Below are 13,983 nucleotides of genomic sequence, written 5' to 3'. Positions count from 1 at the left end.
CAAATTGTTTCAGAGAATCTTTCAATAAGAATCGAACGAAAAGGGGTTACGCTTGGATCTTTCGTCTGCTGCGTGGGTGTTCCATGACACCCGCCTGATCATCTGCTGCCTGGTCGCCATTGCCACAATCATCGTGCTGATCAGCGCTACCAAACTCCCACCCTTTCTGTCGATCCTGGTGGGGACATTTATCGCAGGGATAGGTGCGGGGCTGCCCGCGGAGGCGGTAGCGAAAGCGTTCAGCAAGGGCGCTGGCGGGCTTCTTGGCGAGGCGGGAATCATCATTGCACTCGGGGCGATGCTGGGTGCGCTGATGGCCGAGTCCGGCGCGGCGGACCGCATTGCCTCGACATTGCTCGGCCTGGGCAAGGGCAAGACCCTGCCTTGGGTCATGGCCATGGTGGCGATGATCATCGGCCTGCCGCTGTTCTTCGAAGTGGGGCTGGTGATGATGGTTCCCATCATTTTCGTGATGGCGCGTCAGTCCAATCTGCCGCTGCTGAAAATCGCCATCCCAGCGTTGGCGGGGATGACCACCCTGCATGCGTTGATGCCACCCCACCCGGGGCCACTGATCGCGGTCAGCGCCTTGCACGCCGACCTGGGCCTGACCATGTTGCTGGGCATTTGCATCGCGGTGCCGGCGGTGATTCTGGCCGGCCCTCTGTACGGTAACTGGCTGTCCAAACGGCTGCATATCGAAGCACCGGCGGAGCTGGACGAACTGTTTTCGGCCCAATCGAAAGTCGCCCGTCAGCCCAGCTTCAGTGTGTCGTTGCTGATCATCCTGCTGCCGGTCATCCTCATGCTGGGCAGCACGCTCGCCAAGGTCGCCATGGAGCCCGAAAGCAACGTCGCCCTGACCCTGAAGTTTCTCGGCGAACCGTTGGTTGCGCTGGGTATTGCGGTTCTCGCAGCGACCGTCTGCCTGGGCTGGGCCAATGGCATCTCCCGTGAGCAGGTGGGCACGACCCTGCGTAAAAGCCTGGCGCCGATCGCGGTGTTGCTGCTGACCATCGGCGCAGGCGGCGGCCTCAAGCAGACGCTGCTGGACGCGGGCGTCAGCCAGACGATCAGTAAAGCGGCGGAAGGGGCGCACATGCCTTATCTGTTGCTGGCATGGCTGATCGCGGTCGCATTGCGCCAGGCCACCGGGTCAGCCACTGTCGCGACCACTACCACGGCGGGCATTCTGGCGCCGATGATGGCGGGCCTGGCGCCGGTCGAGGCCTCCCTGGTTGCACTGGTGATTGGTGCCGGTTCGGTGTTTTTCTGCCACGTCAATGACGCAGGGTTCTGGATGGTACGCGAGTACTTCGGCCTGCAACTCAAGCAGACGCTGTGGGTGTGGTCGGTGCTGCAGACCATCGTGTCGGTGGTGGGCCTGATCGGCACGTCGCTGTTGTGGCACTGGCTGGTTTAGTCGACCGATACCCGTATGGGTAGGAGCGCGTTTGCCCGCGATTGCGTTGTACCAGAAGCCATTAGGGTGAATGACAAGGCAATCGCGGGTAAGCGCTCCTACTGTGTTCATGAACGTCATATCTTTCACTGCCGATAGCCACTATCGAGACGACTGATTTCTGCTGGAAAGCCCCGGCGCGTAGCCTTGGCTTCATTCCAGAAACGAGCCGAATGGAGGCTCCCATGAACCGTCTTCTCGCCCTCGCCCTCGTGTTCTCCGTCGCTTTCGTGTCCGGCTGTGCTGCTGGCAATCACCCTGAGCTGCGGCCTTACACCGCTGAAGAGACCCACCAGTTGGCCCTCGAAGACCTCAACCGTCGCGGCCTGTCCTACGACGACTATCAAGCGCGCAAAGCGCAGTTGATGGCCGAGCCTCAGATGCAGCAAGCCCACGAATTCGACACCCGTGGCGAGGTCAACGCCGAAATCAGCACCCCGTCGAAAGCACGCCAAGGCTGAGCTGTTTCGGCTGAAGGGGGAAACGATTCATTGCCTCGCCAAGGCGGGGTCGCAGGCAAAGAACAGGCTGAACACGGTCACGCCGTCCTGGCTGACGACACGGCAATGACCGCCATGCAATTTCATGATCGACGCCACGATAGACAGCCCCAGGCCACTGCGCTCCGATGAGTGTTGGCGCGAGGTGTCGGCGCGGTAGAACCGGTCGAACAGCCGCTGCAGCACGGTCGCCGGGATGGTTTCGCCCAGGTTGCTCACCCGCACCACGCTGTATTGCCTTTCGCGCTCGACCTCGATCCGAATCTCGCTGTCCGCCTGCGCATGCCGCACCGCATTGGAAACGAGATTGGCCAGCGCGCGACGGAACAGACTGACGTCCGCTCGCAAGGTCCCTTCACCGCGCCACGTCAAGCGCAGACCGCGCTCCTCCGTCAGGTCTTCGAAGTAGCTGCCGATGCGCGCCAGCTCCCGCGCAACGTCGATGTCGATACGTTCGATGGCTTCTTCCGCATGCTCGGTTCGGGCCAGGAACAGCATGCTGTCGATCATCTTCGAGAGACGCTGCAATTCCTCGTAGTTCGAACCCAGCAGTCGCTGGTAATAATCCATGTCACGCGCCTTGCCCAAGCCGACTTCAATCTGGCCGAGCAGGTTGCCAATCGGCGTGCGCAGGTCGTGAGCCATGTCGGCGCTGACCTGCTTCAGGTCGGTGAAGCCACGTTCGAGCCGGGCGAGCATCGCATTGAACTGGCCGATGACGGCGTCCAATTCCTGCGGCGTATCTTGCCGGTCGATGCGGCTGGAAAGCGTGCCCACCCCGATGGCGGCGGTCTGTTCGGCCAGCCGGCGCAGGGGCGTCATGCTGCGCCGCGCCAGAAAGAAGGCCAGCAGGGCGATCAGGCCTGCGGTCAGGCTGGAAAGCGTCAGTATGTCGTTGCGATAACCGGCGAGAATCTGCGCCCGCTCGGTGAGCATGCGCCCGGAGGTCACCTTCAACGGCATTTGGTCAGTGTGGGTCCTGACATGGGCGGCCATGTAGATGAACGGCGTACCATCCACGCCACGGCCGTGATGGACCTGCTGCAGAGACAGTGGCGTCTCGGCGTCCACAGGGTCGACCTCGGGCACTTCGCGGTCACCGGGGTTGACGGTGATCAGTGGCGTACCGTCTTGGGTCTGCACGATGAGCAAGGATTCGGAATTGCCCAGCATGTTTCCGAAGAGGCGGGGTTTGTCGCGCACCAGTTCGCGGGCATCGCTGTCTTGCAGCAGGGTACGAATCTGATCGACCCGGGTCACCAGCGCCGCGTCGTCACTCAGAGAGAGTTGTGCGCGGAGCCCGAAATACAGAGCCGAGCCCAGAATGGCCATCGCGCCGAAGGCAAAGCACGCCAACAACAGCGTCAGGCGCACCGTCAGCGAGAGTCGTCTCATGGCTCGTGCTCGAAGCGATACCCCACGCCATGCACGGTATGGATCAGGCGGGTGGGAAAGGGGTCGTCGATCTTCTGGCGCAAGCGCCTGACGGCGACGTCGACCACATTGGTGTCGCTGTCGAAATTCATGTCCCAGACCAGTGAGGCCAGCAGGCTGCGCGGCAAGACTTCGTCGCGGCGTTGGATGAAGCACATCAGCAGGCTGAATTCCTTGTTGGTCAGGTTCAGGCGCTGTCCGCCCCGGATCACCCGGCGTTTGGCGATATCCACCTGCAGGTCGCCGATCTCCAAGGTTTCAACGGGCCGCTCCGTCTGACCCCGGCGCAGGATAATGCGGATTCGGGCCAGCAGTTCGGCGAAGGAAAACGGCTTGACCAGGTACTCGTCGGCACCCAGGCCCAGCCCGCGCAGGCGGTCCTCCAGCGTGCCGCGGGCACTGAGAAACAGCACGGGCGTCTGTTGGCGGCTGCCCAGCTTCTCCATGACGGTCCAGCCGTCCATTTCCGGGAGCATGACATCCAGCAAAATGAGGTCGTACTGTGACTCCCGCGCCATGTGCAAGCCGTCGATGCCATTGTCGGCGTGGTCAACGACGTACCCGGCTTCGGTCAGCCCTGCGCGCAGGTAGGAGGCGGTCTTGTGTTCGTCCTCGATGATCAGAATGTTCATAAACGCGACGCGCGAGCCTCGGCAAACGAGAGAGGGCCGGGTCAGGGTGCCCGGCCAGTCAACTCAGTGTAACGATTAATGGGTATCCGTCGCGTGGGTCGCCTGAACGATCAGATCCGCGACTTTCTCCGGCTGAGAAATAAGGACCGCATGGCTGGCCGGAATTTCCACGGTATGGGCCTTCATGCGTTGGGCCATGAACCGCTCCAGATCCGGGTTGATGGTACGGTCCTGAGTCGAGACCGCGTACCAGTTCGGCTTGTCGCGCCAGGCCGCCACGGTGGTCTTGGCGGTGGTCACGGCCTTGGCCACGGGTTGCTGCACTGCAAAATAGGTACGGGCTTCCTTCTCCGGCAGGTCACCGGCGAAATCGTGCACGAAGGCTTGCTCGGACAGCAGGCCGTAGCCATCAGCGGACCATTGCAGGCCGGCTGACGCCGGGGCGGGCGCAAACTTCTTGGTCAGGGCGGGGTAGTCTTCACCCGCGTCCGGCGCCCGAGCGGCGATGTACACCAGGCCTTTGACCTTGGGATCGTCACCGGCCTGGGTAATCACCATGCCTGCGTACGAATGCCCCACCAGAATCGTCGGTCCGTCCTGCTGCGCCAGCGTGCGCTTCACAGCGTCGACATCGGCCTCCAGCGACGTGGTCGGGTTCTGCACGGCGGTGACGTGCAGGCCCTTGGCTTGCAGCAGCGGAATCACCTTGCCCCAACTGGAGCCGTCGGCGTACAGACCGTGAACCAGGACGACGTTTTTGATCTCACCCACGGTGGACGGCGCAGCCTGCGCCGGGGTGATGGAAACGGCAAGCAGCGACAAGGCGGAAAAGGCAATGGCAAGGGGGATACGCATTTTCATGATGACCTCTCCAACAGGTTTAGGAGTGGCCAATCTAAAAAAACGGCGCCGTCACGGGGGTGACACAGGCATTACAAAAATCTGACAAACACGACGAGCCGCGTCAGGCCCTCGTGTTACAGCGCCAGCTTCAAATGCCCACCGGCGACTTTTTGCCGGGCGTTGGTCCGGTGTTGCAAGCCGAGGAAGAAATGATCCAGCCCGTCATGCAGGCGCTGCGTCAACAGCTCGTCCAGCTCGCCCCCCAGCGGGCTGTCGTCGACGTAAGTGATCTGGCTGTCGATGGCGAACACCCCGTGCAGCACCTCCTGACACTTGAGCGCGGACAACACCGGCTTCAACGCATAGTCGACCGCCAGCATGTGCGCGATGCTGCCCCCGGTGGCCAGTGGCAGCACCACCTTGCCGTGCAGCGAGCGTTCGGGCAGCAGATCCAGCAACGTCTTCAACGCACCGCAAAACGAGGCTTTGTAGACGGGCGTGCCGATGAGCAAGCCGTCGGCCTTGGCCACTGCCTCGATGAAGGCGATGACTTCGGGACTGTCGAAACGGGCGTACAGCAAATCCTCCGCGTTGAAGTCTTGAACGCGCGCGGCGCTGACGCCGACGCCATGATCGACCAGCCATTGCGCGGCGTGTTTGAGCACGACCCCGGAGCGTGAGCGGGTCGAAGGGCTGCCTGAAATTGAAACCACCAGCATGTTCTGATTCCTTGGGGTCAGTCACCCGAGGTGCAAAAGGCACCCTGCAGGTCGCGTGTCAAGCGAAAATGATGGGCGTATGAACCCTCCGAGTGTCCAAGCAGCATGCGTGCCAGCGCCGGTGATGCGTGTGTCCGCCCTCGACTTCAGGGGTGATCGGGTCTCGAATTGGGCCCAGAGCGTGTCCGAATCACCTCTCTGGCGGGGCAAAGTGCTGATTCACTGTTTGTCAGGCAACAGTTGCGGCCGGCGCACGAGGTCGGGTGGCGGGCCTTCCGTGTTCTGAATCAATGCCCTTCTCGCTGCCCCTCCGACACTTCCGGTGGCACGTCGGGGTCCCCGGCCATGCGCTTGCGAAACAGCCCGGTCCTGGCCAGCAGCAGGGTGGTCACCGGCACCGTGATTGCCAACAGGATCGGGATCAACCACGCATGCAGGATCGGTCCTTCCTTCAATGCCGAAAAATAGACGATCGAGGCCAGTGCCACGCACCAGGCGCCGAGGGTCGAAGCCAATGCCGGAGGGTGCATGCGTTGGAAAAAGTCCTTCATGCGCAACAATCCCAGTGCCCCGATCAAGGCGAACAGGCTGCTGGTCAACAGCAGGATGGCGGTCAGTACCTGCGCCCACATCGGCAAATCGGACAGAGCCGTCATTCGATCACCTCGCCGCGCAGCAGGAATTTCGCCAAGGCGAAGGAACCGACGAAGCCGAACAGTGCAATCAGCAGCGCGGCTTCGAAGTAGGTGTCACTGGCGTAGCGAATCCCCAGAACCAGCATCATCAGCATGGCCAGGATGTACAGGTAATCCAGTGCCAGTACTCGATCCTGTGCGGACGGGCCGCGGAACAGACGGATCAGCGTCAGCACCATCGCCAGGGTAAACAGCGACAGGCTGAGCAGAATCGCAACGTTGAGCAACGGGCTCATTGGAAAATCTCCATCAACGGGCGTTCGTACGTGGTCTTGAAGTGCGCGATGAAACGCGCTTCGTCTTCCAGATCGAACACATGCATCAACAGCACGCTGCGATCCAGGGCCAGTTCGGACCAGACGGTGCCTGGCACCACGGTGCAAATCATCGACAACGCCGCCAGCCCGTGGGCGTCATGTAGCTCCAGCGGGATTTTGACGAACGCAGAGCGCGGCGGCCGCTGCCGCGAACACAGCACGCCCCAGGCCACTTGCAGGTTCGACACCAGCACATCCCGCCCGACCAGAAAGAACAGTTTGATCGCCAGACCCGGTCGGCGGATGCGAGCAGGCTGCGGGCGCAACGGAGCGAACAGCACGGGCGCAAGAAAGCCCAGTATGGCCCCAAAGAGCAGATTACCTGCGCTCAAGGAAAGATTGAGCAGCAACCACAGCGCCCATAAGCACAACGACAACAGCGGCGCAGGAAACAGACGGCTCATGGCTGCACCTCGGCTCGGTCGGGGGAGGGCACCGGTTGGGTGGACATCACCGACAGCACGTATTGCTGCGGGTCATGCAGTGCCTGAGCGGTGTCCTGGGTATACCGCAACAGGGCTTGCGCCTTGAAGGTCAGGACGACACAGGCCATCAGCAGCAGCGCAATGGGAATGCATTCGTTCAGCCGCAGCGCGGGCGAAGGGCGATCCTGGGCCGTCCAGAATCGCTTGATGCCGACACGCACGAAGGCGAACAGCGATGCCAACCCCGAAACGATCAACAAGGTCACCAGCGCCCAGCTGTCGGTACGAATCGCCTCGTCTTTTGCGACGTCCAGTCCCAGCGGATTGAGCAGGGAACTGATCAGCGTCAGCTTGCCGAGAAATCCCGACAAGGGTGGCATGCCGATGATCAAGAGGGCGCAGCAAATGAAACTCAGGCCCAGGAAGGCCATGGTCCAGGGAATCACCTGACCTACCACGGCTTTCTGTTCGTCGTCCAAATTGGTGCCTGGGACCGGATGCAGCGATTCCAGCGCCTTGGGCAACTGATCGGCGTCATCTTCCAGCGGTATTTCGTTGGCCGAACGCGAGCGTTCCACCAGTTCGGCCAGTAGGAACAATGCCGCCAGCGCCAACGTCGAGCTGACCAGGTAAAACAGCGCACCGGCGGTGAGGCTGGGCTGCGCAAAACCGATCGCCGACAGCAGGATGCCGGCCGAGACCAGAATGCTCAGGCTGGCCATGCGCTCCAGCCGCTGCGCGGCGATGATGGAAATGGCAGCCACGAGCAGGGTCGCCATCCCGCCCCAAATCAGCCAGTCGCCTCCGAAAAATGCAGAAGGCCCGGCCTGGCCTGAAAACAGCAATGTCCATAGTCGCAGCAAGGTGTAGGCGCCGACTTTGGTCATCAATGCGAACAGGGCGGCCACCGGAGCGCTGGCCGCCGAGTAGGCCGGCACCAGCCAGAAATTCAGGGGCCACATCCCGGCCTTGGCCAGAAAGGCGACGGCAAGAATGGCGGCGCCCGCGTGCAGAAGACCCAGATCCGCCTCCGGGACCTGGGGAATCTTGATCGCCAGATCCGCCAGGTTCAGGGTGCCGGTTACCCCATAGATCAACGCTGCACCGATCAGGAACAGCGACGAGGCCAGCAGGTTAAGGGTGATGTAATGGAGACCCGCCGACACCCGGGCGCGGCCCGAGCCATGCAGCATCAGGCCGTAGGACGCAGCGAGCAGGACCTCGAAGAACACGAACAGGTTGAACAGATCAGCCGTCAGGAACGCGCCATAAAGCCCCATCAATTGAATCTGAAACAGCGCGTGAAAGCTGGCGCCGGCGCGGTCCCAGCGGGCCAGTGCGAAGAGCAACGCGCAGAACGCCACGATGCCGGTCAACACCAGCATCAAGGCCGAGAGGTGGTCGACCACCAGCACGATGCCGAACGGCGATTCCCAGTTACCAGGCAGGTACACGCCAATCGCCCCGGTGGTGCCTGTCCGCTGGACCCACATCATCAGGCTGATGGCAATCAACAGCCCCAGGGCTGTGGACAACAGGTTGATCCGCGCCTTCAGCGGTCGGTGTTTCTCGCCCAGCCACAGCATCAGCGCGGCGGTGAGAACCGGCAGGAGAATCGGTGCGACGATCAGCGAGTTCATCAGACTCATTCACTGCCCTCCCGGCCGTCGACATGGTCGTTGCCGGTCAAGCCGCGAGACGCCAGCAGCACCACCAGAAACAGCGCGGTCATGGCGAAGCTGATGACGATGGCCGTGAGCACCAGCGCTTGCGGCAGCGGGTCAGTGTAGTTCAGCAGGTCCTGGGGGACGCCGTCCTTGATGATCGGTTCCTTGCCGATAAACAGGCTGCCCATGCTGAAGATGAACAGGTTGACGCCGTAGGACAGCAGGCACAGGCCCATGACCACCTGAAAGGTCCGGGGGCGCAAAATCAGCCACACGCCCGAAGCGGCGAGCACGCCGATGGCAATGGCGATGACTTCTTCCATCATTTGGCTCCTTGTGTGGCAGGGACGGGGACGGCATTGATGGGCTGTGGCAACGAGGTCGGACGGTGACTGCGCACTGACTGGTGAGCCAGTGCGGTCAGGATCAGCAGCGTCGACCCGACGACCACCGCGTACACGCCGATGTCGAAGAACAGCGCACTGGCGATGTGCAGGTCACCCAGGATCGGCAGGTGCACATGGGCGGTGTGAGTGGTCATGAAGGGGTAGCCGAGCGCCAGTGACCCCAGCCCGGTCGCCAGCGCGAAGAACAGGCCGGTTCCCATCCAGCGCAGAGGGCGCAGGCTCATGTGGGCCTCGACCCACTGCGTGCCGGCGACCATGTACTGAAGAATGAACGCCACCGACATCACCAGGCCGGCGACGAACCCCCCGCCGGGCTGGTTATGGCCCCGCATGAACAGGTACATCGACACCACGAAGGCAACCGGGAGCAGCAGGCGTACCAGGACGGCCGGGACCATCATGAAGCCCAGCGCGGTGTCCTTGGCGTGGCGCGGGTTGACCAGGTCGGTGACCACATCCCGCGCCAGCAGCCGCTGTTGCGTGGGCAGCGGGATACTTTCTCTGGGTGGGCGAAACCGACGCAGCAAGGCGAAGACGGTCAGCGCAACGACGGCCAGCACGGTGATTTCGCCAAAGGTGTCGAAACCCCGGAAATCCACCAGCATGACGTTCACCGCGTTGGTACCACCGCCCTGCGACAAGGCCCGACTGAGGTAAAACTCCGAAATCGCATTCGGCGTGGGGCGGGTCAGCATGGCGTAGGACAGCAATGCCATGCCACCGCCCACCGCGACGGCAAGCACGAAGTCGCGGACCCGGCGGGCCCGCGCGCGGTTGCGCGAACGCGTCGGCGGGGCGACGTTCTCGTTGCGTCGCGGCAGCCAGCGCAACCCCAGCAGGATCAAGACAGTGGTCACCACCTCTACCGCCAGTTGGGTCAGCGCCAGGTCCGGCGCGGAAAACCAGACGAATGTGACGCAGGTCATCAAGCCGCAAACGCTGACCATCGTCACGGCTGCCAGGCGGTGATACTTGGCTTGCCACGCTGCACCGATGGCGCAGGCGATGGCGATCAACCAGAGCATCACGAACACACCCGAGCCCGGGATTTTCGGACGATCGCCCCAGGTCAGGCCGCTGTCGTACATCGGCACGAAACCGGCCACCAGCGCCACCAGTACCATCAGGAACAACTGCGCCTGCAACCGTCGGGTCGTCAGCCGGTTTTCCAGGCTGCGCGCCACCCGTAGCTTGAGCGTCAGTACCCGCTCGAACAGACGCTTGCCGTTCAAGCGCCAGATCAACGGCGGCCCGATGAAGCGGTCGCGTTTGAAGTGAGGCCGCAGGAACAGATAAAGAACGATACCCGCAGCCATTGCGATCAGGCTCATGATCATCGGTGCATTCCAGCCGTGCCAGATGGCCAGGCTGTATTCAGGCAGTTGTCCGCCCACTACCGGCTGCGCGGCGGCCGCCAGCAGCGGCCCGACGGACAGCGCGGGAAAGATCCCCACGATCAGGCACGCCAGCACCAGCAACTCCACGGGCACCCGCATCCAGCGCGGCGGCTCATGGGGTGTATGAGGCAGGTCATCGGCTTTGGGGCCGAAGAACACGTCGACGGTAAAGCGCAGCGAATACGCCACGCTGAACGTTCCGGCAAGGGTGGCGATCACGGGCAACGCCACTTCAACCCACGCGGTCGAGGAAATGAAGACGGTTTCGGCGAAGAACATTTCCTTGGACAGGAAGCCATTGAGCAGCGGCACCCCGGCCATGGCGGCACTGGCCACCATGGCCAGGGTCGCGGTGTAGGGCATGAGCTTGATCAGGCCGCTGAGCCTGCGGATGTCCCGCGTGCCGCTTTCGTGGTCGATGATGCCGGCGGCCATGAACAGCGACGCCTTGAACGTGGCGTGGTTGAGAATGTGGAACACTGCCGCGACAGCGGCGAGCGGGCTGTTCAGACCCAGCAACAGGGTAATGAGCCCCAAGTGGCTGATGGTGGAGTAGGCGAGCAGGCCCTTGAGGTCGGTCTGGAAAATCGCCGAATACGCCCCGATGACCAGGGTCAAGGCGCCCGCGCCGCTGACGATCCAGAACCATTGGTCACTGCCTGACAAGGCAGGCCACAGACGCGCCAGCAGAAAGACTCCGGCCTTGACCATCGTCGCCGAGTGCAGATAAGCCGAGACCGGCGTGGGGGCTGCCATGGCATGGGGCAACCAGAAGTGGAAAGGAAATTGCGCGCTTTTGCTCAGCGCTCCGATGAGGATCAGCGTCAACAGCACCGGGTACAGCGCATGGGCACGAATGGCGTCGCCCGACGCCAGCACGCGATCCAGGTCATAACTGCCGACCACGTGGCCCAGCAGCATCACCCCCACCAGCAGCGCGAGCCCCCCCGCACCGGTCACCATCAACGCCATGTAAGCACCACGGCGCGCATCGGCGCGATGGTGCCAATAACCGATCAACAGGAAAGAGAAGACACTGGTCAATTCCCAGAAAAACACGATCTGAATGAGGTGGCCGGACATCACCAGGCCCAGCATTGCCCCCATGAACGCCAGGAAAAATGAAAAAAACCGCGGGACGGGATCGTCGGGCGACATGTAATAGCGAGCGTAGAGCGACACCAGGGTGCCGATCCCCAGCACCAGCATCGAAAACAACCAGGCAAAACCGTCCAGGCGTAACACGACGTTCAGGCCCAGACTGGGCAGCCAGAAAAACTCCTCGCGAATCACGCCGCCATGGGCGATCTGCGGGTACCAGAGCGCCATCTGAACCGCGCCGACCAGGGCGATGATGCCCGCGAGCAGGGATTCACTGTTGCGGGCGTTGTGCGGCAAAATCGCCGCCAGACAACTGCCGATGAAGGGCAGAAGCAGCAGAACTATCAAGGACATAGGCTTCTAATCTGCGCAAAAATGTCTAGGATCATACGGGCCGGGTCATCCATCACCAACCACCAAGATGTCGCAGAATCCTACAAAGTCAGTAGGCAGCAGCGTAGTTGACTCATTCCAACCGTCATCGGTTGCAGCGGAAAACAGTCTAATGAGCGCCCGTGCCTTGCGCGTTTTGGCTGACGAAGGTCGGCGGTGATGAAGGAAGCGGCGCCGTGGCGCACAGCAAGGAACGCCGAAGCCCAGTAGACGCTCGGCTATGCACGCCTGTTGCTCTGGAGTGGGCGCTTGAGCTCGGCACAGGCACAAGCACCCCAAGAGGATTTACGCGCAGGCCGGAGTGGAAGGGCTCCGGCCTTGGCGGGCCTGAAACGCTGAACCGATCGGCCTGACTACACGCCTGTGAGCATCGAATCCGCCGGGGCGACCGAGCGCGCATGACCGGTCACGCCGAAGTAAATGAAGCCCACCACCATGAACGCCAGGAAGATCACCCCGATCAGCGCGTTGAACCAGGCCATGGCAATCAGGCAGACCACCGCCAGCACCAACGCGATACCCGGGACCACGGGATAGCCCGGTGCGCGGAAGCTGCGTTCGAGCATCGGTTCAGTGGCCCGCAGCTTGAACAGGCTCAACATGCTCATGATGTACATGACAATGGCGCCGAACACGGCCATGGTGATCATCGCCGCGGTCAGCGTCATCCCGCTGAGGTTGATCAGCCCGTCGCTGTAGATCGCGGCGATGCCGATCACACCACCGGCGATGATCGCTCGGTGAGGCGTCTGGAACCGCGACAGCTTGGCCAGCGACGCCGGCAGGTAGCCGGCGCGGGCCAGGGCGAAAAATTGCCGCGAGTAGCCCAGGATGATGCCGTGGAAACTGGCCACCAGCCCGAACAGACCGATCCAGACCAGCATGTGCAGCCAGCCCGAGCGCTCGCCGACCACCGCCTTCATGGCTTGTGGCAGGGGGTCGTTGATGTTCGACAGCGCTTTCCAGTCGCCCACGCCTCCGGCGAAGAACATCACCCCCATGGCCAGCAGCACCAGCGTAATGATGCCGCTGATGTACGCTTTCGGAATCGTGCGCTTGGGGTCTCTGGCTTCTTCCGCCGCCATGGCGGCACCTTCGATCGCCAGGAAAAACCAGATGGCGAACGGGATGGCTGCGAACATTCCGGCAATGGCCGGAGCGCCAAAGCTGTCCGCCCCGGCCCAACCGTTGAGGGCAAAGTTGCTGAAGCTGAAAGCTGGCGCAACCACGCCCATGAACACCAGCAATTCCAGCACCGCCAGCACACACACCACCAATTCAAAGGTGGCAGCCAGTTTGACCCCCAGAATATTCAGGGTCATGAACACGATGTAGGCACCGACGGCGGCGTGTTTGGGGTCCAGGGCCGGGAATTGCACGTTCAGGTAAGCGCCGATGGCCAAAGCGATGGCCGGCGGCGCGAAAACGAACTCGATCAGGGTGGCGAGGCCGGCGATCAATCCGCCTTTTTCACCGAAGGCCCGGCGGCTGTAGGCAAAAGGGCCACCCGCGTGGGGAATGGCCGTTGTCAGCTCGGTGAAACTGAAAATGAAACAGGTGTACATCGCCGCCACCATCAGTGACGTCAGCAGGAAACCCAGCGTTCCGGCCACCCCCCAGCCGTAGCTCCAGCCGAAGTATTCGCCGGAAATCACCAGACCCACAGCGATCCCCCATAAATGCAGCGTGCCCAGTGTGGGCTTCAGTTGCGTATTCATGCGTCACTCCCTGGATTGATTGGCTCATCGGGAAGCAACGCTGTGCAGTGGTCATGCCAGCAGGGGCTGGATGTGTCGTAATGTTTCGAAAAGGGTCGTATGCAGAACGTTTGTTCCCCAATCTGGCGTTGATCGTGCACGGAACTTGGGCATCGTTTGCCCGCTCGCGGCGCGGCGTCGTGGCGGGCGGCAGGGGCAAGAGCATACTCAGGCGTGGCAGCGCGGCCTCCTGGACGTCATCGGAACCGGCCTCGATGGGACACTTTACGATCA

General features: G+C 62.2%; 12 protein-coding genes and 1 pseudogene. 2 read left to right on the top strand and 11 right to left on the bottom strand.

What is annotated here, in order from left to right; translation table 11 throughout:
• The first annotated feature begins 52 nt into the window (after positions 1-52).
• Together DBP26_RS06620 and DBP26_RS06615 are read left to right on the top strand one after the other, a co-directional pair.
• Positions 53-1,423: a gluconate:H+ symporter gene (locus DBP26_RS06620; protein ID WP_108237098.1), complete on the top strand. Its 1,371-nt coding sequence runs from the start codon at positions 53-55 to the stop codon at positions 1,421-1,423.
• A gap of 224 nt (positions 1,424-1,647) precedes the next feature.
• Positions 1,648-1,923, top strand: coding sequence for a hypothetical protein (locus DBP26_RS06615; protein ID WP_108237097.1), 276 nt, complete (start codon positions 1,648-1,650; stop codon positions 1,921-1,923).
• A gap of 27 nt (positions 1,924-1,950) precedes the next feature.
• Here the strand turns inward: DBP26_RS06615 and DBP26_RS06610 are convergent, their stop codons facing one another.
• From DBP26_RS06610 to eat, 11 genes and pseudogenes are all read right to left on the bottom strand, one after another.
• On the bottom strand, positions 1,951-3,357 hold the full coding sequence (locus DBP26_RS06610; RefSeq protein WP_108237096.1) for a heavy metal sensor histidine kinase: 1,407 nt from the start codon (positions 3,355-3,357) through the stop codon (positions 1,951-1,953).
• A complete protein-coding gene (locus DBP26_RS06605; protein WP_108237095.1) occupies positions 3,354-4,028 on the bottom strand; it encodes a heavy metal response regulator transcription factor in 675 nt (224 codons plus the stop codon). The genes DBP26_RS06610 and DBP26_RS06605 overlap by 4 nt, the downstream gene beginning before the upstream one ends.
• A gap of 75 nt (positions 4,029-4,103) precedes the next feature.
• Positions 4,104-4,799 carry an alpha/beta hydrolase gene (locus tag DBP26_RS06600; RefSeq protein ID WP_256601712.1) on the bottom strand — a complete coding sequence of 232 codons (696 nt, stop codon included), beginning with the start codon at positions 4,797-4,799 and terminating at the stop codon, positions 4,104-4,106.
• A gap of 248 nt (positions 4,800-5,047) precedes the next feature.
• Positions 5,048-5,590, bottom strand: a pseudogene (ssuE, locus tag DBP26_RS06595) (NADPH-dependent FMN reductase); the annotation flags it as partial.
• Between the two features lie 287 nt (positions 5,591-5,877).
• On the bottom strand, positions 5,878-6,246 hold the full coding sequence (locus DBP26_RS06590) for a Na+/H+ antiporter subunit G (RefSeq protein ID WP_108237092.1): 369 nt from the start codon (positions 6,244-6,246) through the stop codon (positions 5,878-5,880).
• Positions 6,243-6,521 (bottom strand): K+/H+ antiporter subunit F, encoded by a 279-nt coding sequence (locus DBP26_RS06585; RefSeq protein WP_108237091.1) that lies wholly within the window; start codon positions 6,519-6,521, stop codon positions 6,243-6,245. Before DBP26_RS06585 ends, DBP26_RS06590 begins: the two co-directional genes overlap by 4 nt.
• Entirely contained in the window at positions 6,518-7,006 is a 489-nt protein-coding gene (locus tag DBP26_RS06580; RefSeq protein ID WP_108237090.1) for a Na+/H+ antiporter subunit E, read from the bottom strand. The genes DBP26_RS06585 and DBP26_RS06580 overlap by 4 nt, the downstream gene beginning before the upstream one ends.
• The gene (locus DBP26_RS06575) at positions 7,003-8,676 is read right to left on the bottom strand and encodes a monovalent cation/H+ antiporter subunit D (RefSeq protein WP_108237089.1); all 1,674 of its coding nucleotides are present in this window, start codon (positions 8,674-8,676) and stop codon (positions 7,003-7,005) included. The genes DBP26_RS06580 and DBP26_RS06575 overlap by 4 nt, the downstream gene beginning before the upstream one ends.
• Complete coding sequence (locus tag DBP26_RS06570; protein ID WP_108237088.1) at positions 8,673-9,017, bottom strand: Na+/H+ antiporter subunit C; 345 nt, start codon at positions 9,015-9,017, stop codon at positions 8,673-8,675. Before DBP26_RS06570 ends, DBP26_RS06575 begins: the two co-directional genes overlap by 4 nt.
• Complete coding sequence (locus tag DBP26_RS06565; RefSeq protein ID WP_108237087.1) at positions 9,017-11,953, bottom strand: monovalent cation/H+ antiporter subunit A; 2,937 nt, start codon at positions 11,951-11,953, stop codon at positions 9,017-9,019. The genes DBP26_RS06570 and DBP26_RS06565 overlap by 1 nt, the downstream gene beginning before the upstream one ends.
• Positions 11,954-12,345: 392 nt before the next feature.
• Complete coding sequence (eat, locus tag DBP26_RS06560) at positions 12,346-13,710, bottom strand: ethanolamine permease (RefSeq protein WP_108237086.1); 1,365 nt, start codon at positions 13,708-13,710, stop codon at positions 12,346-12,348.
• Between the last annotated feature and the right edge of the window lie 273 nt (positions 13,711-13,983).

Source organism: Pseudomonas sp. RIT409 (assembly GCF_003052515.2).
Lineage (GTDB): Bacteria > Pseudomonadota > Gammaproteobacteria > Pseudomonadales > Pseudomonadaceae > Aquipseudomonas.
This window is presented reverse-complemented; position numbering and strand designations above follow the sequence as displayed.

Bases quoted from the DNA above. Each gene is read 5' to 3' on its own strand.
- eat (WP_108237086.1), bottom strand. From the start codon at position 13,710: ATGAATACGCAACTGAAGCCCACACTGGGCACGCTGCATTTATGGGGG.
- DBP26_RS06575 (WP_108237089.1), bottom strand. From the start codon at position 8,676: ATGAGTCTGATGAACTCGCTGATCGTCGCACCGATTCTCCTGCCGGTT.
- DBP26_RS06580 (WP_108237090.1), bottom strand. From the start codon at position 7,006: ATGAGCCGTCTGTTTCCTGCGCCGCTGTTGTCGTTGTGCTTATGGGCG.
- DBP26_RS06610 (WP_108237096.1), bottom strand. From the start codon at position 3,357: ATGAGACGACTCTCGCTGACGGTGCGCCTGACGCTGTTGTTGGCGTGC.
- DBP26_RS06570 (WP_108237088.1), bottom strand. From the start codon at position 9,017: ATGGAAGAAGTCATCGCCATTGCCATCGGCGTGCTCGCCGCTTCGGGC.
- DBP26_RS06615 (WP_108237097.1), top strand. From the start codon at position 1,648: ATGAACCGTCTTCTCGCCCTCGCCCTCGTGTTCTCCGTCGCTTTCGTG.
- DBP26_RS06585 (WP_108237091.1), bottom strand. From the start codon at position 6,521: ATGAGCCCGTTGCTCAACGTTGCGATTCTGCTCAGCCTGTCGCTGTTT.
- DBP26_RS06605 (WP_108237095.1), bottom strand. From the start codon at position 4,028: ATGAACATTCTGATCATCGAGGACGAACACAAGACCGCCTCCTACCTG.
- DBP26_RS06590 (WP_108237092.1), bottom strand. From the start codon at position 6,246: ATGACGGCTCTGTCCGATTTGCCGATGTGGGCGCAGGTACTGACCGCC.
- DBP26_RS06565 (WP_108237087.1), bottom strand. From the start codon at position 11,953: ATGTCCTTGATAGTTCTGCTGCTTCTGCCCTTCATCGGCAGTTGTCTG.